Genomic DNA, 24316 nt, shown 5'->3' with positions numbered 1-24316 from the left:
GGAAACACAACTAAATGCGTGCCGCTTATGGAGGTGATTAGAGCCAAAACCGGCCGGGGAGGCAATCCCAATGATGACAAAAGGAAGACAGTAAGGGGACCTTAGTTTTGCATTGTTGCGAAATAGCTACAATTCTAACCGACGGGCAGCACTTCCTAACAAAACGTTAATAATTCATGCTTTTCAGCGACTTAAGCGAAATGCCGATAAATGAGATAAGTCATTCCTCATCCCACCGCCAGAATTCTGACATCGCTGCGCCATGGGAAATCGTCTGAAACGCGGTGCCATTGGTGGGAAATCGGGCTGTCGGCAGCAATGCTTCCATCCGCAGCAGGAGAGAATCAGTTCCCAGTTCGACAGGCCCAAAACAGTTGAGTGGCAGACGAATCGGCAACGATACAAACCGACTTAAGCCGTAACGGAAAGTCGCCGGGATATCGAAACGCCGGCCAATCGACGCTTTGCCTGCCCCTCGCCAATGTGCATCAAACGAAAAAGCCCGGCTCAAGAGCCGGGCTTTCCATCACTGACGATGTCAGATCAGATTAGAACGTGCGCTGAAGGCGAACGAAACCAACCCAGCTGTCGCCGGCACCCGTATCAACACCTTCGGTGCCGTCTACGTCCTGGTAGTTAACCGAAACGAGCGTGGAGAGGCCCTGGGTGATCTTGTAGCCAACAGCTACGCCAGCTTTCCATGCATCGCGATCGCCAACCCAGTCGTTGTTAGCGCCGAGGTCGATCGTGTTGAAGTACTGGAAGCCGGGGGTGATGGTCAGCTTGTCAGTTGCCTTGATGGCGTATTCAGCAGCAACGGTCCACTCGGACTCTTCGTAGTAGCGGTTTGCGCCAGAAGCCCAAACGCCAGAGAGACCAAGAGTGCCTGGGCCGATGTCAGCCGTTACGATAGCACGGACTGCGCCTTCTTCAGCATCGGTGTCGTAGCCGCCGAGCAGGTTGGCAGAAACTGCGCCGAACTTCGCGCCGATGATAGCGTCGATACCTACGTTGTTCGCACGCTCAAACGAACCGCCCTTTAGGAAGTCGTCGGAGATGTTGGAACCGCCGCGAGCAGCTTCCAGCTCTTCAACAGCAACACCAACGTAGAACGAGCCAGCGTCGTAGGTGTAGCGGACAGCGTTCAGACGGGTCTGGTTAGAGCTGAGTACGTCAACTTCGCCAGAGAGACCATCATCCCACCAGTTGTAGTAGTAACCGACCTTCAGACCGCCGAGTTCGATGAAAGCCTGGTCAACAACAACGCCACGGTTGCTGTCGTTGTCAGCCTGGCCACGAAGACCGATGTAACCACGCAGAGCGCCGAGCTCGGTGTCGGTGCGGGTGTCGATGTTGAACTGAGCGCGCGTGAACGAATCCCAGTCAGACGTGCCGGACTTGTTACGGCCGAAGTCGGTCTGGAAACGGATGTAACCATCGAACTTCAGGCAGGTTTCGGTGCCGGGGATGTAGAAGAAGCCGGTGCCGAAAGCGTCGCAAACGCGAACGTATTCCAGGGGCTCAGGCTCAGCAGCGACGATAGCGTCGGCAGCGTGAGCGCCGGATACTGCTGCGAGAGCCGCAGCGGAGCCGATGAGAAGGCTCTTGATGTTCATGATTGACCTCCAGTCAAAGTTTTTAAGTGGGTCTGGGTACTTTTGCCGAAGGACAGCATTCCCTGCCCCATTCCCGTGTTCTTAGAAGCCAAACGATCCACCGCCTCGCTTCTGGTCGTGAAAATACAAAAGGTTTCGCCGCTTGCAATCGCCAACATCCGATAAAGCGCATTTACGTACATGCTTCATTTCGGTTTGTTGCGGAAACAGCACACAGTGGGCACACGGCCCATAGGCGGCTTTACCATGCGTTAAGAAATGACTTGAAAATCCGTTAGTTAGCGCGGTTAACAAGGTCTTTCTAAACTATAGGCCTTTTCGGAGATCCCTTGCCCCGCAGGGGAAGGGCGACGGAAACTTTTGCCCCGCTCCGGCGCCACACTTAGTATGGCTCCCCGGTGCGCACATAGAAACAACAGTGAAACCCGAGCGGTTCGCCACCGATTCCCCATCAACGATTCGGCTCGCAGGCTCCGGCACTTCAATTGTTTGGCCGATTGCGTCCGCAAGCGTTATGGGACGAGTCGCGAAAACGGCGCGGGATACGAGTGTGTGTCACTTGGGTACAGAGTGCTTTGTAACTGCCTGCAAGAAACGAGGGGCAGAATCGCGTCGGCGCATTAGCTCTCTCCACTATCATCCGGTTTATCGCAGGGGTCCGGCGTTTCGCGAAACGTGCTGAAGAACGAACTGGCATGCGGAAACGCATGCTTTGGGTGCCTGCTGGGAAGAAGTAGCTGTTTAGGGAGATTTATAATTTCAGGCTTCGTGCCGAAATGGCGGAGAGGATGGGATTCGAACCCACGATACGCTTTTGACGTATACTCCCTTAGCAGGGGAGCGCCTTCGACCACTCGGCCACCTCTCCGGTGCGGCCTGATTATTGCTTTAAAAAAATGAATGCAAGGGTTTTTCGCCAAGAAGCCGAAAAACCTGTTGGCCGAACACCCGCCAGCGAAACTTTGCGGGCCATTGGGGAACTTCTTCTCTTCCGGCACGTTCTGGCTTCGGTAACAAAAAGAGGTGTTCTAATGGCTCAGACCAAACTGAATGTTGTCGAAGATACGATCGAAAACCAGATTGCGGAGTTGCGTTCGCAGATTTCGTCTCTCTCCAAGTCCGTTTCCGCTCGTGCGGAAGGCGTTGGTGAAGATGCATCCGAATTTCTGGATGAGGCTCGTGGCCGCGTTCGCAAGGCGGCAAGCAATGTGCGCGCCCAGGGCCAGAACGTTGTGGAAGCAGTCAAGGAAAACCCCGGCACTGCAACCTCGCTGCTGACGATCGTCGGCGCACTCGGCTTTGCGATCGGTTATGCGGTCGGCGCTGGTACTCAGCAGAGTTCTTCGAACAGCAGCCTTTATCGCTGGCGCTGATTGCCGCACTAGAGGCTAGAATTCAGGCAAGGCGGGATACGTTCCGCCTTGCCTGTTTGCATTTATTTCAGAGAATTGACGAACAGGGGGCGGAAATGGTGTTCAGCAGCGATCTTGAAGAAGCATTGTCGGATTTCGCGAGAGATCACGGCATTGACAGGGATGAGGCTATCCAGCGCATCGTCCGCGCGGCACTCATCAATAACGGTTATCTCGCTTCCGGCGAAGAAGGCATTCCGCCGGAAAAGCTGAACGCCAGCAACGATGACTAAGACTCAATATCCGGATTTGGATGGCGCAGGCGCTGAGCCGCCCTTGTAGCGGCTGGAGAGCGCTCGCAGTGTATTGGAAAACTCCGTGACATCTGCGCCAACAGCCACGAAAGATGCGCCGAGTTCCAGATAACGGCGATTGAAGGTCTCGTTGAAGGTGAGAATGCCGGCAGCTTTGCCGGCCGCGACGATCTTGACGATCGCTGCCTCGATTACGGCCTGCACTTCCGGCTCGTCCAGCCTGCCGAGATAGCCCATATCCGCAGCAAGATCGGCCGGGCCGATGAAGATGCCGTCCACACCTTCCACCGCAAGAATATTGTCGAGGTCATTGATCGCGGCGCGCGTTTCCGCCTGCACCAGCAGGCACACGCTGTCGGACGCACTGTCGGCATAATCGGCTATGGTGTTGAAGGCTGAGGCGCGGGCAACCGCCGCCCCCATGCCGCGAATGCCGCGCGGCGGATAGTGCATCGCACTGACCAAATCTTCAGCCTGCGCCGCCGAATCGACCATGGGCACCAGAAGCGTGCGGGCGCCTGCGTCCAGCAGCTGCTTGATCATCCAGCTTTCGCCAACGGGCACACGCACCACCGGTTCGGCGGGCGATGTGGCGAGAGCGCGCAATTGGTCGATGATGCTGCGAAGATCGTTCGGGCCATGCTCACCATCGATGACCAGCCAGTCAAAACCCGCTGTTCCGGCAATTTCCGCCGTGATGGCCTCACCCATATCGAGCCAGAGGCCGATTTGCGGCCTGCCGGCGTGGATGGATGTTTTAAAACGATTTTCGGGAGCGGGCATGATGTCCTCAGGAAAGCAGTAATTTCAGATCGGCGGACGGGTCCGCCAGGATGGCGCGATCCGGCTCAGCGCCGGTATCGAGCAGTTTTTTGCCGGAAACATAGGCCTTGGCATCGTTGACGGCATCAACCGCCACGAATCGCCCGTCGCGGAAATACCAGACTGACCAGCTGCCTTCGCGCGCGCCGGGCCGCAGCACCGTCTCGTCATAACCGAGGTTGAAGCCGGCGATCTGCAGCTTTACCTCGTATTGATCCGACCAGAACCAGGGTTTGGCATCATAGGCGACTTCGGCGCCTGCCAGTACGTGAGCGGCGGCCTCGGCCTGATCAACCGCGTTCTGGACTGATTCGAGACGCACAAGCTGGCCCCGCCACGGCAGCAACGCGCAATCGCCCACCGCGTGGATATCCTTGTCCGAGCTGCGGGTGTGTTCATCCACCACGATGCCATTGCCGACATCGAGGCCCGATTCGCGGGCAAGGCGATCGTTCGGGGTTACGCCAATGCCGACGATGACGAAATCCACGTCAAGCACCGAACCATCGGAAAGCTCGGCAGCGGCTACTCGGCCATCCATGCCGACGAGCCGCACGAGGCCGGTCTTTTCGCGGATGGAGACGCCGTGCTCCTGATGGATGCCGCGCATGATATCGGCGGTTTCCTTTGCCGCCACGCGCTGGAGAATGCGGTCGGCCATTTCGATCAGCGTGACCTCGAGACCGAGCTTGCGGGCGACGGCTGCCGCTTCCAGACCGATATAACCACCGCCAATAACCAGCAGCCTGCGGCCGGGTTTCATTTCCTCAAACAGCCGGTCAGCATCGCGCTTGTCGCGGACGGTCAGAACCCCTTCGAGATCGCCGCCGATGCTGGCGGGCAGCTCGCGTGGTGCAGCACCGGTCGCCAGGACCAGCTTGTCGTAGGAAAGCGTGCTGCCATCCTGCATGCGAACGGATTTGGCAGCGCGGTCTATCTCCTCCACGAAGGTGGAGAGCCGGATATCGACATTGTTTTCCGCGTACCACTCCTCAGGCCGAAACATCAGCCGGTCGAAGCTCATCTCGCCTAAAAGGTATTTTTTCGACAGTGGCGGCCGTTGATAAGGATAGGCATCCTCCGAGCCGATGATGGTGATGGGGCGCTCATCCTTCAGCGCCCTGAGCTTTGCCGCCAGCGCGAAAGCGGCCTGCCCCGCCCCGACGATTACCAGCCTTCCCGCCACATTTCACTCCCAGAACAATCGCCAATGGGCAGATTTGCCGCACCCTGCGAAGCCATATTGCGGGATCAGGCGTAACGCCAAGTACGGCCCGCGTCAACCGTACAGCGCCACCAGCCCGGTGCAAGCATGACACATTATCACCCCATACTGCGACACCCTTGCAACCGGAAGGAGCCGGATGCATTTCCTCAAGGGAAACATCGGCTTCCGACAGGCGGTCTGGCCCATGTCGAGACGCACAACAGACAATTGCGCGGATTTCCTTCACGCACTGGCAAGGAAGCCGCGTTAAAATCGGCATCAGGAAAAGGCAATCCGGGAGGTTGTCATGGCTTTACATATTGATCACCGTCAAAGCGTCCCGCAGGACGAGCAATACGAGAAGTTTCAGATCGACCGGCCCGGAAAGATCACCTTCATCGGGCATCACCTCAGCGCCAAGGATACCATGCGCTGCCTGGTGCGCAGCATCTCGCTTTATGGCGCAGAGATTGAGGTCAGCCCGCATCTGGAGATGCCCACCAATTTCTATCTGGAAATTCTCGGCATTCGCGATGAGATCGGCTGCAACCTGATCCGCAGGGAAGAGGAAAAGGTCACCATCGGATTCAACATGTTGATCGACGCGGAATTCCTGCACCATGTGCGCAGGCTGAGTTTCGAGACCAGTGTCTGAGCCGCATCGACCGATTCGCGTCGGAGTTTTTCTCTCACGGCGCGACGGTGGAAAAAACTGTTCCAAAACAGCCATCCGGCAACCGGGCGCGACTTGCGTCCGGTTTTTTTGCACCTATTGTGTGCCGGGTTTTCAAACAGGTACTGGAAATCTCAGCCAATGTCCGCTTTCTCACGTCTTACGCCGCTTGCCGTCTCTCTTCCTTCAACCGTTCCCTTCGTCGGCCCGGAAGCCATCGAGCGGGGCCGCGGCCTGAAGGTGGAAGCGCGGATAGGCGCCAATGAAAGCGGGTTCGGTCCTGCTCCATCCGTGCTTATGGCCATGCGGGATGCTGCGGCCGAGACCTGGATGTACAGCGATCCGGAAAATTTCGAACTGAAGGAAGCACTCGCCATCCACTACGGCGTTTCGCGTGGCAATATCGCCATTGGCGGCGGTGTCGATGGTTTGCTGGGTGAGATCGCCAGGCTGATCGTTGAGCCGGGAACGCCGGTGGTCACCTCGCTCGGCGGTTATCCTACCTTCAACTACCATGTGAACGGCTTTGGCGGAAAACTCGTGACCACGCCATATGTCGACGATCACGAGAACCTCGACGGGCTTCTCGATCTTGTCATCCGGGAAAATGCACCGCTGGTCTATTTCGCCAATCCCGACAATCCGATGGGAAGCTGGTGGGAGGCAAGCGAGGTCGTGGCCTTTGCCCGTGCGCTGCCGGAAACCTGCCTGCTCATTCTGGACGAGGCCTATTGCGAGACCGCACCTGCCAGCGCCGTGCCAAGCATCGACGCCCTTATCGGCCAGCCGAACATCCTGCGCATGCGGACTTTCTCGAAAGCCTATGGGCTTGCCGGCGCCCGCGTGGGGTATGCCATCGGCACGCTCGGCAATGTCGAAGCCTTCGACAAGATCCGCAATCATTTCGGCATGGCACGCGTCTCGGTCGCCGGCGCATTGGCGGCGCTGAAGGATCAGGCCTATCTGCATGACGTCGTTGGAAAAATTGCGGTGGCTCGAGATCGCATTTCCGCGATTGCCCGCAGTAACGGCCTCTCGCCCCTGCCGTCGGCAACCAATTTCGTCACCATCGATTGCCAGCGCGACGGCACTTACGCCCGCGCCATCGTCGACGGCTTGATGGAACATGGCGTGTTCATCCGCATGCCGGGCGTGGCGCCGCTCAACCGCTGCATTCGTGTGAGTGTGGGACCTGATGACAAGCTTGATCTTTTTGAACAGGCATTGCCGAAGGTCATCAAGGCGATTGGGTGAGGCGGACGACGCCTCCCTCATTCCTGTGCTTGTCACAGGAATCTAGCCAGCCCAAGTCTTTGGGCTGAAAAGAGTCTTTCGCCGCACGGACGTGCTTCTGCTGGATCCCTGTGACAAGCACAGGGATGAGGGCGGAGGGCTCCGGCAAGCATGTAATCCGCTGCTGCGCACTGCGCGTATCGCTTCAAAACCAGCCCCCAAACCACTGTTCGCGAATCGTTTTCCATCAACCGACATCGCCAGACATAAGAAAACCGCGCCGGCCTTGTTCCTGCCGGTCGCGGTTTGATGTGTCAGCGCAAAAGCTCCTTTTCAAAGCCCTCGCCGCATTCCCCTTCGGGTTTACTTTCGTTTGTACCGGTCATCGGGACTGGAGGGAACCGGACCGGAAATTCTGTCGCGGATAAGGTGCGTCAGTGCATCGTCATCCAGTCGCGTGCGGCACGCAGCGCTTCGGCCAGTTCCGCCTTGGTCATGTTGCGGGCAAGATCTGCTCGCAGCGAAGCGGCTCTTTCCGATCCGCGGATCGCGGCGATGTTGAGCCATTTGTGGGCCGCGACCAGATCCACCTTGCATCCCCGGCCGGTCGCATAGACCAGGCCGAGATTGCAAAGGGTGTCGGCGCGGGTTTCGCCACCGGCAACTGCCATTTCGATATCGCGAATTTCAAAGCGTGCCATCGTTTTAATCCCTGTCTTCTCGCCTGTTTCATCAAGTGCCTTCTTGTCGAGGCTAACCTTTGGAACTGCCGTCTTTTGCGGCTTTTTTGTTCTTCCGGCCGGCAGGTTTTCCCTGCGCTTCTGATGACCCCAATATGTCATGAGGCTTTCAACGGGCGCTTAAAAGGCATGATTAATGGGCCGCAAACAAACTGCAAACGATTGGTAAAATTGGGTTTTTGTTAAATATCACGAGGTGCGGAAATTAAGGACTTTCGAGCGAATTTTACGAAAACTTTAGAATTGGATTTCAACCCTTCATTCACCACGATCCAAACAACGGTTTTTCGAATTGCCCCTCTCCCACTCTCCTGACCGACGCAAATGCCGTCTCGCAGCTGGAATTTTCTGTTTCCTTTTACGTGAACGTCAAATACTATCCGCATGCCCGTGCGGAGGACGAAACGGGCAAAGAAAGCGCGACATGGACGGAGGAGTTTTTATGAAGCGTGTGATGATGATTGCCGCAGGCCTGCTGATCGGCAGCAACCTTGCTTTTGCTGCTGAGCCCATTGAAGGCAACTGGAAGACGGCGAGCGGCGAGACAGCCGTAATCGGCCCCTGCGGCGCAGCTTTCTGCGTGACGCTGAAGACAGGCAAACATGCGGGAAAACAGATCGGCAAGCTTTCCGGCAAGGGAAACAGCTATTCGGGCGATATTACCGATCCCGCCAATGACAAGACCTATAGCGGCTCCGGCACCGTTTCCGGCAATTCGCTGAGCATGAAGGGCTGCGTGCTGAAAATCCTGTGCAAATCGCAGACCTGGACGCGGTTGTGAGATAAGATGCGGCGGACAGGCTTGTAACAGCCTGTCCGTCGTCGCAGACGGACGTCGTGTGTAACGCATATATCCGTTGATGTATCGTCGCGGCCCGAACGAACACTCTTAAGAGCGACGCATGCCTGCCACCCTTTCCATAATCCTGATTTCGGGTACGTCCCATGTCGGCAAAAGCACCCTAGCCGGCCTGTTAAGCGAAAAGCTCCACTGCGAGTCAATTTCAACCGACAGCCTGGCACGCCACCCCGGAAGGCCATGGCCGGGCATACCCGCGCCTGTGGAGGAATATTACAGGCAGCTGTCGGCAGAAACGATCCATTGGTTTCTGAAGGTGCATCACCAGAATATCTGGCCGCTTGTGCGCGGGCTGATCGACAGCAAGACAGACACCGGCAATATCGTCGTCTTCGAGGGCGCGGCCTTGCGGCCGGAATTTATAGCGCCCCTGCTGGGCAGAACGGTTGCCGGGGTCTTTCTTCACGCACAGAACAACTTTCTCTCCGACAGAATGCGCGCTTATGCAGGATATAAAGATGCGACAGCGGGCCAGCGCCGGACCATGGACGCCTTCATTGAGCGGTCCTTGCGCGAAAATACCGAAATGCTGGCATCCGCGCGACACCATCACGTCCCTATCGTCGACATCGCCAATCCCGAAGCATTCGATGGCCTCGTCAACGAACTCACAGCCCGTGCGGTAGCCTCTCCGGCGTGATGCAAAAGCAGGCGATTTGAGGCCGCTGAAGCCAGCCACCGCCCTAATTCACACTGGAAGTATCCCGTTAATCTCCCTGAACACCATATGAACCGGGGTCTCAGGGTCCGTTCAGTCCGAGTGTGGCAAAACTCTGTCCATGAACTCCAATAAAGGGGAATGGACATGACAAAGTTGATCAGCCGGCTGGCAATCTTCGCGTTTCTCATGGCGATCTTCGCCATGTCCTTCGCCTCGCTCGTCGTTAATCCCAACCGCAGCTTTCAGCGGGTGAATGCAGGTGCGGCGCTTGCCTGCCAGCATAGCCCGGCACCCGCCGCCAATTGCCCCGTCGTGCTGTGAGGACCGGCCGATGACGACGAGCTTTTCCAACGGCCTGTTTTCCGCACTGAGACTGGTGCTGATGGCATCGATCTTTCTAGGCCCGGTGGCGGGACTTGCAGTTTACAAGGCAGATCCCCGCCCGGCATCCAAAGGCGCGGGTTTCGTGCTGCTGATGAGCCTGCAACGCGGCGCGCTCGGCTGAGATTTCACCGCCCGCCCTTTGCCGCAGCCATTTTTCCGTTTCTTTTCAGTTTCTTCGTATTTCTGTCGCTTGCCTGTCGAAATAGGCCTCCTATAATGGGCCATGACAATAGCAAAACGAACGATTCCGCCCTTCTCCTTCATCAGCCCCGAGCCTTTCGCGCCGCAGACGTTCACGGACCCGAAAGAAGCTGTTGAGGCTTTGACCGCGCTTTACGAACGCAATACGGCGTTCCTCATCAACTCCTTCACCGAACTTGCCAAGGGTGCGCCGATTACCGGCCGCTACCGCGCCTGTTATCCGCAGGTCAGCCTCGAGACATCCACTTTCGGTCATGTTGATTCGCGCCTTTCCTATGGCCATGTCACCTCCCCCGGCGTCTACACGACGACGATCACCCGGCCGGAGCTTTTCCGCCACTACCTGAAAGAGCAGCTGGGGCTTCTGATCAAGAACCACGGCGTTCCGGTGACGGTTGCCGAATCGGCCACGCCCATTCCGCTGCATTTCGCCTTCGGCGAAGGCGCTTATGTCGAGGCGGCGGCGGCATCCTCGCTGTCCGACGTGCCGTTGCGCGATCTTTTCGACACGCCCGATCTCAACAACACCGACGATCTCATCGCCAATGGCGAATATGATCAGGTGCCCGGCGAACCCGCGCCGCTTGCGCCGTTCACCGCGCAGCGCATCGATTATTCGCTGGCCCGCCTCAGCCATTATACGGCAACGAGCGCCAGCCATTTCCAGAACTTCGTGCTGTTCACCAACTACCAGTTCTATATCGACGAATTCGCCGCATGGGCGCGGCAATTGATGAAGAATGGTGGCGAAGGCTACACGGCCTTCGTGGAGCCGGGTAACATCATCACCCCCGCCGGTTCCGACAGGCCGGACACGGATGCGGTGCTTGGCCGCCTGCCGCAGATGCCAGCCTATCACCTTAAGAAAAAGGGCCATGCCGGCATTACGCTGGTCAATATCGGCGTCGGCCCTTCCAACGCCAAGACGATCACCGACCATATCGCCGTGCTGCGCCCGCATGCCTGGCTGATGGTTGGCCATTGCGCCGGCCTGCGCAACAGCCAGCGCCTTGGCGATTATGTGCTGGCACACGCCTATGTGCGTGAGGACCACGTTCTGGACGACGACCTGCCGGTCTGGGTGCCGATCCCGGCTCTGGCGGAAGTGCAGCTGGCGCTGGAAGGTGCGGTTGCGGAAGTCACCGGTTACGAGGGCTTCGAGCTGAAGCGCATCATGCGTACCGGCACCGTCGCCACGATCGACAACCGCAACTGGGAGCTTCGCGACCAGGCGGGCCCGGTCAAGCGTCTGTCGCAATCGCGCGCCATCGCACTCGACATGGAATCGGCCACCATCGCGGCCAACGGCTTCCGGTTCCGCGTGCCCTACGGCACCCTCCTCTGCGTCTCCGACAAGCCGCTGCACGGCGAATTGAAGCTGCCGGGCATGGCGACGGAGTTCTACCGCACGCAGGTTGCCCAGCATCTGCAGATCGGCATCCGCGCCGTGCAGAAACTCGCCGCCATGCCAACGGAAACGCTGCATTCGCGCAAGCTCAGAAGCTTCTACGAGACGGCGTTCCAGTAAAAATAGATATCGCTAGAAACGTCCTTGGTGTATTGTTTCGAAAATCGATACACCAAGGTTTTCCCAATGCGCACCAACATTGAACTTGATGACGCCTTGATCGCCGAGGCGATGGAAATAACCGGTCTCTCCACCAAAAAAGCGACGGTAGAAAAGGCATTGCGGGATCTCGTGCGCATTCACCGTCAAATGCGTGCGCTTGATGCATTAGAGGGCATGGGCTGGGAAGGCAATCTGGATGAGATGCGGACGGACTGGGATGCGGAAACGGATTGGGACATAGAGGATTCCAAATGATCGTCGCAGATACGTCTGCATGGATTTCGCTCATTCGAAAAGATTCACCCGCCCTCGCTTTAAAGCTTCGCACCGCCATAACGCAGAGTAACATCCTTGTCGGAGACATTGTTCTCCTGGAGGTTCTTCAGGGTGCACGCGACGGCCAACATGCTCGCCGTCTGGAGCAAATGTTAAGCGAATTTCCCTGCGTCGCGATGATGTCTCCCCAACTCGCTATCAAGGCTGCCTCGAATTACCGCTTCCTACGGGGGCGCGGTTATACGATCCGTAAAAACAACGACCTCATCATCGGCACTTACTGCATCGAAAACGGATACGAACTGCTGCACAACGACCGAGACTTTCAGCCTATGGCCGATCATCTCGGTCTGCGACTGGCCTGATCTTTCAAACCACCTTCACTGTCCCCTCCACACGCACGGGAAAATTCACCGACCGGGCGATGAAGCATTTGTCGTGGGCATCGTGGTGCAACTCATCAGCCCGCGCAAGATCACCCTTCGAGATGGTGATGACCGGCTTCAGCACCACCTCGCTGAATTGCCCGGCGCCGTCCTTTTCCATAACCAGCGTGCCTTCGGCATTATCGACATAGTCTTCAACGATGATGCCGTTGACGGAGCAGAAATGCAGGTACCATAGCTTGTGGCAGGCCGAGAGCGAGGCAACCAGAAGGTCTTCCGGGTTCCAGCGGGAGGCATCGCCGCGAAAGGCGGGATCTGAAGAGCCGACGATATCCGCTTTCCCGGACGTGGAAATCGTGTAGTCGCGTTCATAGTCACGGTAGCCCGAGGTACCCTTGCCGCGATTGCCGGTCCACTTCACCTGAACGGCATAGTGATGTTCCTGTCCTGCCATTTCATTTCTCCCTTAGAGTTTTTTGTCGCATTTCCCGGACGTAAAACAACTACGCGCTTTTATTGGAAATGCTCCGGTGTATCGCGCAGGTGATCGAGCCCCTTGCGCAGAGTCTCGATGATCTGGTCCACCTCCGAGCGGCTGATCGTCAGCGCCGGTGAGGCCAGCATGCGGTCGCCGGTGGCACGCATGACGAGGCCGTTTGCCAGGCAGTGGTTGCGCACGGCGGTGCCGATGTCATCCGGCTTGGCAAAACGCCTGCGGGTCGCCTTGTCGGCCGCAAGCTGCAGGCCACCCATGAGGCCGACATTCACTGCCTCACCCACCAACTCGTGGTCGGTGAGGCTTTTCCAGCCTTGCGAAAAATAAGGGCCGATATCATCCCGCACCCGTTCCACCAGCCCCTCATCCTCGATGATACGAATATTTTCCAGAGCAGCCGCGGCGCAGACGGGGTGGCCGGAATAGGTGAAGCCATGGTTGAAATCACCGACCTCGGACAACATCACATCCGCCACGCGGTCGGAAACGAGGACGCCGCCAATCGGCAGATAACCGGATGACAGGCCCTTGGCGACAGGCGCGAGGTCCGGCTCCACGCCGAAACGCTGGTAGCCGAACCAGGAACCGAGGCGGCCGAAACCGCAGATCACCTCGTCGGACACCAGCAGAATGTTGCGCGCCTTGCAGATGCGGGCGATTTCCGGCCAGTAGGTTTCCGGTGGCACAATGACCCCACCGGCGCCTTGAATGGGTTCCGCCACGAAAGCCGCGACATTCTCTTCACCGAGCTCGTCTATCTTCGCTTCCAGTTCGCGGGCCACCTTCAGGCCGAATTCCGCGGGTGAGAGATCGCCGCCTTCCGCATACCAATAGGGTTGGCCGATATGGGCGATACCCTCGATCGGCAGATTGCCCTGCTCGTGCATCCACTTCATGCCGCCGAGCGAAGCGCCGGCGACCGTAGAGCCGTGATAGCCGTTGCGGCGAGCGATCACCTTGGTCTTCGTCGGATGGCCGAGCGCCTTCCAGTAGACCCGCGCCATGCGGAACCAGGTGTCGGTGGCTTCCGAACCGGAATTGGTGAAGAACACATGGTTCATCTTCGGCCCGGCACGGGAAGCGATCTTCTGAGCCAGAAGTGTGGCTGATGGTGTCGTAGTGCCGAAAAAGGCGTTGTAATAGGGCAGTTCATTCATCTGGCGCTGCACGACATCGGCGATCTCGCGGCGTCCGTAACCGATATTGACGCACCATAGTCCGGCAAAGGCGTCGAGATACTTCTTGCCGGTGCTGTCATAGATGAAGACGCCTTCTGCACGCTCGATGATGCGGGTGCCGCTCGCGTTCAGCTTACCCATATCGGAAAAGGGATGCAGGTGATGGGCGGCATCGATGGCGGCAAGGTTGGACACCGGCTTGGAGACTTCATTCATGACAGATCGCACTCCCGCAAAGACGACGGCGCCTTCCGGAGCCGCACCCGACCGAACATGGCCGGGCGGCTTCGATTTGGCAAGACTGGCGTTTTTTGGGGGATCGAGACGATGAGTCGGCCTTGCCGCTTGTTTCTTCTCCCCCGCCGGGGAGAAGAAATGCGCCGCCACCTTTAAGCAGGTTCGATTGCAGCGTTATGGAGGTGGTGCGCTACGCCAAGACCCCTCGCCCCACCAGCACCTTCAATTCGCCGGCATGGACTTCAAGTGCCACGTCGCGCTCCATAGGCAGCAATTCGCCATCGATGACGCAGCGCACGTCATGGCGCTTTTTGGGGAAATGAAGTTCCACACCCGTGACGGTCGTGGCCGTTACAGCAGCGTTTTCCTTCAGCTTGCCGCGCAGGATGTCGAAAGCGAGCCTTGCCACGCCCGAGGGGCGCAGGGGATCGGTGAGATAGAAGCCGAGATGGCCGCCCGAGACATTATCCGCGACCAGAAGCGAGTTCTGCCCGAATTCATTGTTGGAGACGGAAATTGCTGACACCTTGCGGCGCTGCGTCTTGCCATTGACCGTATATTCCACCTCGAAGACCGGCGGATTGAGAATGACGCTGATGGCGGCGCGGACGCTTGCCTTGATCTTGCCAAGGCGGGAGGCGAAGGCGAGATTGTTGCGATAGCGCACCATGCGCGAATGCAGGCCTGCGGAAAACTGGTGGACGAAAAGACGGCCGTTGGCGCTGGCGATATCGACATTGGCGATCTCGCCATTCGCCAGTGTCTCCAGGACCTGGCGGATATCGAGCGGCAGCTTCAGCGAGCGGGCGAACAGGTTCATGGTGCCGGCCGGTACGATACCGAGCGCGATGCCGTGTTTCCAGGCGATACCGGCAGCGGCCGAAATCGTTCCATCACCACCGCCGGCAATGATGCCTTCGATATCAGGCTCATCGGCGGCGCGTTCCATCTCCTCGACGACTTCACTGCCGGAGACCACGCGGCAGTCGATTGTGTGGCCGGCGCGGGAAAAGACCTCGCGGGCGTGGTCGCAATAGGCATCCATATCCGTGGTGCGGAAGGTGCCGCCGTCACGATTGAAAATTGCAATGAGCTTCATATTTCCAACCTGATCCTGTGAGGCAGCCGCGCGTAAATGCTTGGGGTTATATAGGGTTCCAAACACCATCGCGTGAAGATGCTCTTTTGCCGAGAATCGCTCTACCGCAATGCATCATTTCATGTTAGATATCACTTAAGGTCATTTTCATGACCGCGCATCTCCAGTCAGGGCAGGCCGTTCCCATACGGTCTTGCCCTTTTTTCTGTGGGGTCCTCCCCCTTTTCAGGTCGCAATGAGCCATTCGAATTTGTCGGAAGCCCGCCTCGAGGCGGAGAGTGAAACCGTTGTTGCGGCAAGGCCTGCCGTGGCACTGACGCCGTTTGCCGTCGCACTTATCGAACTGGCGCTTGCGGCCGGCGGTTTCGGCATCGGTACCGGCGAATTCGCCATCATGGGCCTGCTGCCTGACGTCGCAACGACCTATGGCGTCACAGTGCCCCAGGCAGGTTACGTCATCACGGCCTATGCACTGGGTGTCGTCATCGGCGCGCCCATCATCGCGGTGCTGGCTGCGCGCATGACGCGGCGCACCCTGCTTCTCGGCCTCATGGGACTTTTCGCACTCGGCAATATCTTGAGCGCCGTCGCACCTGATTTCCTGAGCTTCACCGTGCTGCGCTTCATCACCGGCCTGCCGCACGGCGCCTATTTCGGCGTTGCAGCGCTGGTGGCCGCCTCCATGGCGCCAATCCACAAACGTGCCCGCGCCGTTGGCCGCGTCATGCTCGGCCTCACCATCGCCACGCTGCTTGGAACGCCGCTTGCCACTTTCTTCGGACAGATGCTCTCCTGGCGCGCGGCCTTCATGCTGGTCGGCGGCATCGGGCTGTTGACCGTCGCCCTGTTGTGGCTATTCCAGCCGCGCGACAGGGTAGAGGAAGGTGCCAGCGTTTGGCGTGAACTCGGGGCTTTCCGCCGCGTGCAGGTGTGGCTGACGCTCGCCATCGCATCGGTCGGTTTCGGCGGCATGTTCTCGGTCTTCAGCTATATCGCCAAGACCACCACCGATGTCGCGATGATGCCGGTTTCCACCGTCTCCATGGTGCTCGCCCTCTTCGGCATCGGCATGAATGTCGGCAATGTGGTCGGCTCGCGGCTGGCCGATATCTCGCTCAACGGCACGATCGGCGGCATGCTCGCCTTTAACGTGGTGGTCATGGCCGTGTTCGGCATGACGGCGCATGACCCGTTCATGATGTGTCTCTGCGTCTTCCTGATCGGCTGCGGTTTTGCCGCCTGCCCCGCCGTGCAGACGCGGCTGATGGATGTGGCAGCGGATGCGCAGACGCTTGCGGCTGCCTCCAACCACTCCGCCTTCAACATCGCCAACGCGCTCGGCGCATGGCTTGGCGGCATGGTCATCGCCATGGGCTATGGATATGCCTCCACCGGTTATGTGGGCGCTGTTCTTTCGCTTCTCGGGCTTGGCGTTTTCCTTGTGTCCGTCACCGTCGAACGGCGCGCAAAAGCCGGTTGAAAGCCGGTTTTTCAGCGGCCGGAACACCCGTTCCGGCACCTGCAATAAACCTTACGGAAATTTCACGATCGGCTCGCTTGACTCTTTTTGGTTTCGGGCGCAACACGGCGTTACGCGCAGGCTGTGACCCGGCACAGCGCGGATTTTAACGGAGCATCATTTGATGTCTAGCGACAGTAGTAGTCGATTGCCTTTGCCGAAAGCGGCGAACGGGAACTGATCCGGCACCTGTCGGCTCACCACCGCGTTCGTCGTAATCGGCGAATCGACGGAAAGGTGAGCAATCATGAACTTCCACACCCTCTCCCAGAGAGCCAGCAAGGCCGCACGTCTTCTCCGCAGCGGAAATGCCGGTTCCACCACCATTGCAGAACGCGTCGAGCACCTCAACACACTCGATACGCATGAGGCAGTCGCTGCCCTGCTCGCCATGCCGCAGGCAAAGGCCGTCGCCATTCTCGACCGGCCGGAACTGCATGACGCAGCCGCCATCATTGCCGGCATTCCGCTTGACCAGGCCGCCCGCTTCGTCAACCTGATGTCAGACGACCGCGTTGCCGACGTCATGGCGGAAATGGACGAAGAGCCGCGCGCAAAGCTGTTTTCCCGGCTGGATCGCACAACCGCGCTCTCCATCAAACATCTGATGGGTTATCCGCCGCGCACCGCCGGCTCGATCATGACCACGGAATTCGTCAGCGTACCGGATAGCTGGACGGTGGAACAGACCCTTTCGCACATCCGCGTCGTCGAGCGGTCGCGTGAAACGGTCTATGCCATCTATGTTCTGGCGCAGGACGGAACGCTGTCCACCGTCGTGACGCTGCGTCGCCTGCTGACCGGCGAGGCCGGCGCCTCCATTCTCTCCGTTGCATCGAAGGAAGGCATCGTCTGTGCCAGCCCCTTGATGTCGCAGGAGGATGTTGCCCGGCTCATCCGCAAGCACGACCTTCTGGCGCTTCCCGTCGTTGACTATCATTCGCATATCCTCGGCATCGTCACGGTCGACGACGTGATCGACACCATGATCGCCGACACCACGGAAGACGCCCACAAGTTCGGTGGTATGGAAGCACTCGGCAAGCCCTATATGGCAATGGGTTTTCCGGACATGATCCGCAAGCGCGCAGGCTGGCTGGCTGCCCTGTTCCTGGGTGAAATGCTGACGGCAAGCGCCATGCAGCATTTTGAAGGCGAGCTGGAAAAAGCCGTCGTGCTGACGCTGTTCATTCCGCTTATCATGTCATCAGGCGGCAACTCCGGTTCGCAGGCCACCTCGCTCATCATCCGGGCGCTGGCGCTCGGCGAACTGAAGCTTTCGGACTGGTGGCGGGTGCTGCTGCGGGAAATCCCGACGGGCCTGACGCTCGGCTGCATTCTCGGCGCCATCGGCTTCCTGCGTCTGACCATCTGGCAGCAGGCAGGCTTTTATGATTATGGCGACCACTGGCTGCTGGTGGGCGCTACCGTCTTTGCCGCACTCGTCGGCATCGTCACCTTCGGCTCGCTGGCCGGCTCCATGCTGCCATTCCTGCTGCAGCGTCTGCGGCTGGATCCAGCCAGCGCATCTGCGCCGTTCGTCGCCACGCTGGTGGATGTCAGCGGCCTCGTCATCTACTTCTCGGTAGCGCTGGTGATCCTCAGCGGCACGCTGCTCTGAAACACAAAAGGCCCGCTCGAAAGAGCGGGCCTTTTCATTTGCAGCGTTTTCAACAGGGCAAATGCCCCTCAACCGCCAGCGCTGATAACGCCCGTTCCGAGAAGTCCCAAAAGAATGACGCCGATGACCACCCGGTACCAGACGAAGGGCATGTAGCTCTTGGTGGAGACCAGCTTGAGGAAGACAACGATCACGGCGTAACCGACGACGAAGGCGATCAGGGTTGCAAGCCCCGTCTGGCCCCAGCCTACAGGGTTCTCCTCGCCGATGCTTTTGAAAAGCTGGTAGAAACCGGAACCGAACACGGCGGGAACGGCGAGCAGGAAGGAATATCGTGCGGCCGCCTCGCGCGTGTAGCCTAAGAGCAGGCCGGCGCTGATGGTGCCGCCCGAGCGCGAGACGCCGGGGATGAGCGCCATAGCCTGTGCGAAACCGAACAGGATGCCATCACGCCAGATCAGCTGGTTCAGCTTGTAGCGCTTCTTGCCGATCCTGTCGGCGACGCCGAGAATGATGCCGAAGACAATCAGCATTACGGCGGTGATATAGAGATTGCGCAGCGAATGCTCGATGGCATCCTTGAAGAACAGGCCGAGCAGCACGATCGGCACCGAGCCGACGATGATCAGCCAGCCAAGCCGCGCATCGGACTTGTCATAGGGTCCGAGGCGAAGGTTCTGCCGGAGCCAGGCGGCGGCGATCCGCATGATATCGGACCAGAAATAGACCAGCACCGCCGCTTCCGTGCCGATCTGCGTAATCGCCGTGAAGGCGGCGCCCGGATCCGCACCGGAGGGCAGAAACTCCCCGGCTATCCTCAGATGCGCGCTTGAAGAAACCGGAAGAAATTCCGTAAGTCCTTGCAAAAGGCCGAGAAATCCGGCCTCCAACCAACCGATGCTCATGTGATTTGATGTCCCTGCTGCGAATCGAATTCGCAGCATTATGCATCAAACCGGGCAAATCCGTGTTGCATCGCACCATGAAAAAGAAGTGCGGGAGGGCTTGGTTTTACCCGTTATTTTTCAGGCTGCTTTCTCCGCAGGCTCAGGATGAAGGGTGTATTTCGCGCCGTTCTTGCACACAACATGGGCGTCGCCCCAGCTTTTCAGCGCCGAGATCACCGGCTTCATGGTTTCGCCAAGTGGCGTCAGCGCATAGTCCACGCGCGGCGGCACCACCGGGAAGACGGTGCGCGAAATCAGGCCCGCCTCTTCCAGTTCCCGCAGCTGCTTGGTGAGCATGCGCTGGGTGACGCTTGGGATGTGGCGGCGCAACTCGTTGAAGCGCAGGGTGCCCTCGTTGATGAGGTGATAGAGGATCACGCCTTTCCATTTGCCGTCGAGAAAACTCAAGGCAGACTCCACCGGGCAGCCCGGAAAATTGCCGGTAAGCTTGGCGCGCGGTCGCGACATCACAGTATCCTTTTTGTATGTATCATCACAAAATGTGCATTCTTGCGATCGATGTTCATATGTATCAAGTAAGAGGCACGCAAACAAGCAAAGGAGACTGTTCATGCGCGCCATCGGTTACAAGACGAGCCAGCCCATCACCGCAACGGATGCCCTTATCGACCTCGACCTGCCGCAGCCGGAAGCGACGGGGCATGATATTCTGGTGGAGGTGAAGGCCGTTTCGGTCAATCCTGTTGACACCAAGGTTCGCCGCAACCAGGCGCCGGAAAACGGTGCAGCCCGCGTGCTGGGCTTTGATGCGGCGGGCGTGGTGAAAGCCGTCGGCGACAAGGTATCGCTGTTCAAGCCCGGCGACGAGGTGTTTTACGCTGGTGTCATCAACCGCCCCGGCTCCAACAGCGAATTCCATCTGGTCGATGAGCGCATCGTCGGCGCCAAACCGAAGTCGCTGAATTTCGAGGAAGCAGCGGCACTGCCGCTGACCGCGATCACGGCCTACGAGACGCTGTTCGACCGGCTGCGGGTGACAGAGCCCGTTCCGGGGGCGGCAAATGCCGTTCTGGTGATCGGTGGCGCCGGCGGCGTCGGCTCGATTGCCATCCAGCTTCTGCGCGCACTGACCGATCTTACCGTCATTGCCACGGCTTCGCGGCCGGAAACGATGCAATGGGCCAAAGACCTCGGCGCGCATCATGTCGTCGATCACAGCAAGCCGATTGCCCCGCAGGTGGAAGCGCTTGGCCTTGGTGCACCGGGCTTCGTATTCTCGACCACCCATAGCGACATTCACGCCGCAGACAGCGTGGCGACCATTGCGCCGCAGGGCCGTTTTGCGCTGATCGACGATCCGGCCGGCGGTTTCGACGCCATGGCGTTCAAGCGCAAATGCGTTTCAATCCATTGGGAAATGATGTTCGCCCGCGCGGTTTTCCAGACGCCTGACATGATCGAACAGCACAAGCTGCTCAATCACGTTGCGGAACTGGTCGATGCCGGCAAGATCAAGACGACGTTGACCGAGGTTTTCGGCACCATCAACGCCGCAAACCTCATCAAGGCCCACGCCTTGATTGAAAGCAACACGGCCAAGGGCAAGATCGTGCTTTCGGGCTTTTGATCTTCACGTCACACGAAGTGGGAGGTGCGCGCCTGATAAAGCGCGCCCTTCCCGGTCAATCGTCTTCCGGATCTTCCGGGCATGGCCATGCGGCAGGCGTCGTCAGGCCGCTCGGCAGTTTTGTCTTGGCGTCGCCACAGGCTATGTCGATCTGTTTCTGCTCAAGGCCGGTGGCGGCGGAAAGATCGACCCCCTCTATGCGGGTCAACAGCAGGAAGGCGTTGGCAAAATCCACCGCGCCGCCGAGCTTTGCGCCCTGGAAGCTGGCACGCGACAGATTGGTCAGCGAAAATTTCGAGCCGGACAGGCTGGCATCTTCAAACTCGGCACGCCCGAGTTCAGCCTTGGTAAAATCCGCGCCGTCCAGTTTGGCCTTGTTGAAATTGGTCCGCTGCATTTCCGCATTGATGAATTTTGCGCTGGTGGCGTCGGCGGCGGAAAAGTCACTGCGGTAGGCTTCCACCTTCGTCAGGTTGGCGCCCTGCAGGTTCGCCTCTCCAAGAGCCGTCCGGATGAGTTTCGCCTTTTCAAGATTGGCGCCCTTCAGCGAGGAGCCGCGCAAATCCGTATAGGTGAAATCCGTGCCGTAAAGCATCGCCGAATCGAGGTTGCTGCCGCCCAGCATCAGGAGGCGCTTGTTGCATTCGCGCCAGTCGATGCCGGCCATGGCGTCGGCGCGGCAGCTGGCGGCCATCAGCGGGCTGCCACTGAGCGAAACGGCAACTACCATACCTGCCGCCAGACCGGCGACGATCCTTGTATTCCGCACGATATTCAGCCTCTGAAAGCCGGACATTCCATCACTCCTGCCGCCGGGCGACGGCCCAAACGCAACATATGCACATTCAAGGCGTTACCGCATTCCTGGCCCACAATCCATGGACCACGCAAAGCTACAACACCCCAACATCCTATATGTAAGAAATCGAAGGGCAATCCACAAATACTAGGGGGGACGAGACTTTCGATGCCTCGCGCACGCGACGTCATCCTTTCGCTTGTCGCGAGGATCCAACCGTATCGTGAAATCAATCGGTTGCAGATGCCCGGGGCAAGCCCGGGCAAGACGAAGGTTGCCGGCAGGCCGGCATCACCATCACATATTGGCGTAAACCGGCCCTTCGCCACCCTGCGGCGGCACCCAGTTGATGTTCTGGTTCGGATCCTTGATATCGCAGGTCTTACAGTGCACGCAGTTCTGCGCGTTGATCACGTAGACCTCCTCACCGTCCTTCTCCACCCACTCATAAACGCCGGCAGGACAATAACGCGTCGAGGGACCGGCATAGACGTCGTGTTCGGAACGCTTCTGCAAGTCCATATCCTTCACCTGAAGATGCACCGGCTGGTCTTCCTCATGGTTGGTGGAGGACAGGAACACCGATGACAGCCGGTCGAAGGTCAAAACGCCGTCCGGTTTCGGATAGGCGATCGGCTTGTGTTTGGAGGCCGGCTCAAGGCTCTGCGCATCCGTCTTGCCGTGTTTCAGCGTGCCGAAAACGGAGAAACCGAACAGCTGGTTGGTCCACATGTCGAGACCGCCAAGGCCGACGCCAACAAGCGTGCCGAACTTCGACCACAGCGGCTTGACGTTGCGCACACGCTTCAGGTCCTTGCCGATATCGCCGTCGCGCCATTCCGCCTCGATCTCGGCCACTTCATCATGGGCGCGACCGGCGGAAATAGCCGCGGCGATTTTTTCCGCCGCCAGCATGCCCGACAACACCGCATTGTGGCTACCCTTGATGCGCGGCACATTGACGAAACCGGCCGAACAGCCGATCAGCGCGCCGCCGGGGAAAGTCAGCTTCGGCACCGACTGGTAACCGCCCTCGGTAATCGCGCGCGCGCCATAGGAAATGCGCTTGCCGCCCTCGAAAGTATCGCGGATGGCCGGATGCGTCTTGAAGCGCTGGAATTCCTCGAAAGGATAAAGATAGGGGTTCTTGTAATTGAGATGCACCACGAAGCCGACGGCAACGAGATTGTCCTCCAGATGATAGAGGAACGAGCCGCCGCCGGTCTTGAAACCGAGCGGCCAGCCGAAGGAGTGCTGCACGAGGCCCTGTTTGTGGTGTTCCGGCTTGACCTGCCAGAGTTCCTTGATGCCGATGCCAAATTTCTGCGGTTCGCGATCTTTCGAAAGGTCAAACCTGGAAATCAGCTGCTTGGCGAGCGAACCGCGCACGCCCTCGCCGATCAGCACATATTTGCCATGCAGCTCCATGCCGCGCGTGAAGGCGGGCCCGGGTTCACCGTTCTTCTCGATGCCCATATCGCCGGTGGCGACACCGATCACTGCGCCTTCTTCATTATAAAGCACTTCGGTGGCGGCAAAGCCCGGATAGATCTCGACGCCGAGCGCTTCCGCCTTTTCCGCCAGCCAGCGACAGACCAGCCCAAGCGAGACGATGTAATTGCCGTGATTGTTCATGAGCGGCGGCATCATGAAGTTCGGCAGACGGATGGAGCCGGCCGGGCCTAAGAACATGAACTGGTCGTCCTTGACCTCGGTCTTGAAGGGATGCCCCTCTTCCTCACGCCAGCCGGGCAGAAGCCGGTCGATGCCGATGGGATCAACCACGGCACCTGAGAGAATATGCGCGCCGACTTCAGCACCCTTTTCCAGAACGACGACCGAAAGCTCCGGCTCGACCTGCTTCAGACGGATCGCGGCGGCAAGGCCCGCAGGACCCGCACCGACGATCACAACGTCGAATTCCATCGCTTCGCGTTCCGGCAGTTCCATCGCTTCCGTCATCTTGTCCTCTCACCTCGCCGGTCCCATCCGGCTGTTGTTATATCCGCTTCCGGCATTCGCACCGTGTTGCCTGCACTGGCCGAAAAGCCAGTCTGCGACAACACATTCGCCCTAGCCTGTCTTCGCAAAGCACGACGGCTTTGTCGAGCTTCCATAGCGGCAAAACATGTCGCACGCCACTCAATTGTCAGACAACCTGATGAGTATTTTATTACTTTTACGTGCACGTAAGATTGAGAATAGGAGTTGCTTGGGTGGGCGTCAAGGGTAGTCAGCACTTGCGCCGCTCTTGCGTTTATCGCCGCAACTGAAACGCCCATTCAGCTAGCTTCATCAATGGCGACGCTTCAGTTTTGCGCCAATTGCGGACATATAGCGTGCTGGAAAGAATGATGAACTCAGCTCAGCGATAAACCTTCTTCAAGTATAGACTGCTTCACCGCATCCCGTTCTTTTACGCGTTCATACCAGCCTCTAAGGTTGAGAAGATCGTCGAAATGGATATCTGCACCATAGTATGACTTCAGCCATGACGCTTGTCCCCAGCTTGTGAGAGCGAACAGATATGCATCGGCG

The 24316-nt window shown here is 58.6% G+C and carries 26 protein-coding genes and 1 tRNA gene; 14 read left to right on the top strand and 13 right to left on the bottom strand.

Annotated features, from left to right (window positions below; translation table 11 throughout):
- Positions 1–220 precede the first annotated feature (220 nt).
- The 3 genes from ACQZ6D_RS00135 to ACQZ6D_RS00125 all read right to left on the bottom strand — a co-directional run bounded on the left by ACQZ6D_RS00135 (position 221) and on the right by ACQZ6D_RS00125 (position 2484).
- Positions 221–511 (bottom strand): hypothetical protein, encoded by a 291-nt coding sequence (locus ACQZ6D_RS00135; RefSeq protein WP_142851133.1) that lies wholly within the window; start codon positions 509–511, stop codon positions 221–223.
- A gap of 37 nt (positions 512–548) precedes the next feature.
- Entirely contained in the window at positions 549–1616 is a 1068-nt protein-coding gene (locus ACQZ6D_RS00130; protein ID WP_013635790.1) for a porin, read from the bottom strand.
- A gap of 777 nt (positions 1617–2393) precedes the next feature.
- Positions 2394–2484, bottom strand: a tRNA-Ser gene (locus ACQZ6D_RS00125).
- A gap of 163 nt (positions 2485–2647) precedes the next feature.
- Between ACQZ6D_RS00125 and ACQZ6D_RS00120 the strand changes: the two genes are divergently transcribed.
- Positions 2648–2989 carry a hypothetical protein gene (locus ACQZ6D_RS00120; RefSeq protein ID WP_003512218.1) on the top strand — a complete coding sequence of 114 codons (342 nt, stop codon included), beginning with the start codon at positions 2648–2650 and terminating at the stop codon, positions 2987–2989.
- 95 nt (positions 2990–3084) lie between these two features.
- A complete protein-coding gene (locus ACQZ6D_RS00115) occupies positions 3085–3261 on the top strand; it encodes a hypothetical protein (protein ID WP_013635788.1) in 177 nt (58 codons plus the stop codon).
- Between the two features lie 3 nt (positions 3262–3264).
- Here the strand turns inward: ACQZ6D_RS00115 and ACQZ6D_RS00110 are convergent, their stop codons facing one another.
- On the bottom strand, positions 3265–4065 hold the full coding sequence (locus tag ACQZ6D_RS00110; RefSeq protein ID WP_448729568.1) for an aldolase/citrate lyase family protein: 801 nt from the start codon (positions 4063–4065) through the stop codon (positions 3265–3267).
- 7 nt (positions 4066–4072) lie between these two features.
- On the bottom strand, positions 4073–5290 hold the full coding sequence (locus ACQZ6D_RS00105; RefSeq protein ID WP_026330594.1) for an NAD(P)/FAD-dependent oxidoreductase: 1218 nt from the start codon (positions 5288–5290) through the stop codon (positions 4073–4075).
- Between the two features lie 328 nt (positions 5291–5618).
- Between ACQZ6D_RS00105 and ACQZ6D_RS00100 the strand changes: the two genes are divergently transcribed.
- On the top strand, positions 5619–5966 hold the full coding sequence (locus tag ACQZ6D_RS00100) for a hypothetical protein (RefSeq protein ID WP_013635784.1): 348 nt from the start codon (positions 5619–5621) through the stop codon (positions 5964–5966).
- Positions 5967–6125: 159 nt separating this feature from the next.
- Positions 6126–7238: a pyridoxal phosphate-dependent aminotransferase gene (locus tag ACQZ6D_RS00095; protein WP_448729567.1), complete on the top strand. Its 1113-nt coding sequence runs from the start codon at positions 6126–6128 to the stop codon at positions 7236–7238.
- Between the two features lie 413 nt (positions 7239–7651).
- Here ACQZ6D_RS00095 and ACQZ6D_RS00090 read toward each other — a convergent pair whose 3' ends face one another.
- Positions 7652–7918, bottom strand: coding sequence for an SEL1-like repeat protein (locus ACQZ6D_RS00090; RefSeq protein ID WP_003496982.1), 267 nt, complete (start codon positions 7916–7918; stop codon positions 7652–7654).
- Positions 7919–8399: 481 nt separating this feature from the next.
- Between ACQZ6D_RS00090 and ACQZ6D_RS00085 the strand changes: the two genes are divergently transcribed.
- From ACQZ6D_RS00085 to vapC, 7 genes are all read left to right on the top strand, one after another.
- On the top strand, positions 8400–8738 hold the full coding sequence (locus tag ACQZ6D_RS00085; protein ID WP_013635782.1) for a DUF2147 domain-containing protein: 339 nt from the start codon (positions 8400–8402) through the stop codon (positions 8736–8738).
- Positions 8739–8859: 121 nt separating this feature from the next.
- Entirely contained in the window at positions 8860–9456 is a 597-nt protein-coding gene (locus ACQZ6D_RS00080) for an AAA family ATPase (protein WP_448729566.1), read from the top strand.
- A 159-nt stretch (positions 9457–9615) separates the two neighbouring features.
- Positions 9616–9798: a hypothetical protein gene (locus ACQZ6D_RS00075; protein WP_013635780.1), complete on the top strand. Its 183-nt coding sequence runs from the start codon at positions 9616–9618 to the stop codon at positions 9796–9798.
- A 10-nt stretch (positions 9799–9808) separates the two neighbouring features.
- Complete coding sequence (locus tag ACQZ6D_RS00070; RefSeq protein ID WP_003509979.1) at positions 9809–9982, top strand: hypothetical protein; 174 nt, start codon at positions 9809–9811, stop codon at positions 9980–9982.
- A gap of 102 nt (positions 9983–10084) precedes the next feature.
- Positions 10085–11590 (top strand): AMP nucleosidase, encoded by a 1506-nt coding sequence (gene amn, locus ACQZ6D_RS00065; RefSeq protein WP_003512205.1) that lies wholly within the window; start codon positions 10085–10087, stop codon positions 11588–11590.
- Between the two features lie 66 nt (positions 11591–11656).
- Positions 11657–11887 (top strand): type II toxin-antitoxin system VapB family antitoxin, encoded by a 231-nt coding sequence (locus ACQZ6D_RS00060; protein WP_013635779.1) that lies wholly within the window; start codon positions 11657–11659, stop codon positions 11885–11887.
- Positions 11884–12273, top strand: coding sequence for a type II toxin-antitoxin system VapC family toxin (vapC, locus tag ACQZ6D_RS00055; RefSeq protein ID WP_013635778.1), 390 nt, complete (start codon positions 11884–11886; stop codon positions 12271–12273). Before ACQZ6D_RS00060 ends, vapC begins: the two co-directional genes overlap by 4 nt.
- 4 nt (positions 12274–12277) lie before the next feature.
- Here the strand turns inward: vapC and ACQZ6D_RS00050 are convergent, their stop codons facing one another.
- From ACQZ6D_RS00050 to ACQZ6D_RS00040, 3 genes are all read right to left on the bottom strand, one after another.
- Positions 12278–12748, bottom strand: a complete 471-nt coding sequence (locus ACQZ6D_RS00050) for an OsmC family protein (protein WP_038490422.1) — start codon at positions 12746–12748, stop codon at positions 12278–12280.
- Between the two features lie 59 nt (positions 12749–12807).
- Entirely contained in the window at positions 12808–14184 is a 1377-nt protein-coding gene (locus ACQZ6D_RS00045; RefSeq protein ID WP_013635776.1) for an aspartate aminotransferase family protein, read from the bottom strand.
- A 211-nt stretch (positions 14185–14395) separates the two neighbouring features.
- On the bottom strand, positions 14396–15304 hold the full coding sequence (locus ACQZ6D_RS00040; protein ID WP_448729565.1) for a diacylglycerol/lipid kinase family protein: 909 nt from the start codon (positions 15302–15304) through the stop codon (positions 14396–14398).
- Positions 15305–15539: 235 nt separating this feature from the next.
- On the opposite strand from ACQZ6D_RS00040, the gene ACQZ6D_RS00035 reads away from it, so the two are divergent.
- Both ACQZ6D_RS00035 and mgtE read left to right on the top strand, forming a co-directional pair.
- Complete coding sequence (locus ACQZ6D_RS00035) at positions 15540–16784, top strand: MFS transporter (protein WP_013635774.1); 1245 nt, start codon at positions 15540–15542, stop codon at positions 16782–16784.
- 286 nt (positions 16785–17070) lie between these two features.
- The gene (gene mgtE / locus ACQZ6D_RS00030) at positions 17071–18444 is read left to right on the top strand and encodes a magnesium transporter (protein WP_448729564.1); all 1374 of its coding nucleotides are present in this window, start codon (positions 17071–17073) and stop codon (positions 18442–18444) included.
- Positions 18445–18512: 68 nt separating this feature from the next.
- On the opposite strand, the gene ACQZ6D_RS00025 is transcribed toward mgtE, so the two are convergent.
- Together ACQZ6D_RS00025 and ACQZ6D_RS00020 are read right to left on the bottom strand one after the other, a co-directional pair.
- Positions 18513–19349 (bottom strand): undecaprenyl-diphosphate phosphatase, encoded by an 837-nt coding sequence (locus ACQZ6D_RS00025; protein WP_003512187.1) that lies wholly within the window; start codon positions 19347–19349, stop codon positions 18513–18515.
- A gap of 120 nt (positions 19350–19469) precedes the next feature.
- Positions 19470–19859 carry a winged helix-turn-helix transcriptional regulator gene (locus ACQZ6D_RS00020; RefSeq protein ID WP_013635769.1) on the bottom strand — a complete coding sequence of 130 codons (390 nt, stop codon included), beginning with the start codon at positions 19857–19859 and terminating at the stop codon, positions 19470–19472.
- A gap of 103 nt (positions 19860–19962) precedes the next feature.
- Between ACQZ6D_RS00020 and ACQZ6D_RS00015 the strand changes: the two genes are divergently transcribed.
- Positions 19963–20979, top strand: coding sequence for a zinc-binding alcohol dehydrogenase family protein (locus tag ACQZ6D_RS00015; protein ID WP_013635768.1), 1017 nt, complete (start codon positions 19963–19965; stop codon positions 20977–20979).
- Positions 20980–21034: 55 nt separating this feature from the next.
- Here the strand turns inward: ACQZ6D_RS00015 and ACQZ6D_RS00010 are convergent, their stop codons facing one another.
- Entirely contained in the window at positions 21035–21775 is a 741-nt protein-coding gene (locus tag ACQZ6D_RS00010) for a pentapeptide repeat-containing protein (RefSeq protein WP_003512182.1), read from the bottom strand.
- Between the two features lie 300 nt (positions 21776–22075).
- Positions 22076–23740, bottom strand: coding sequence for an electron transfer flavoprotein-ubiquinone oxidoreductase (locus ACQZ6D_RS00005; protein WP_003512172.1), 1665 nt, complete (start codon positions 23738–23740; stop codon positions 22076–22078).
- Positions 23741–24316 lie beyond the last annotated feature (576 nt).

It is taken from the genome of Agrobacterium sp. 22-3639C2, assembly GCF_053522105.1.
This window is presented reverse-complemented; position numbering and strand designations above follow the sequence as displayed.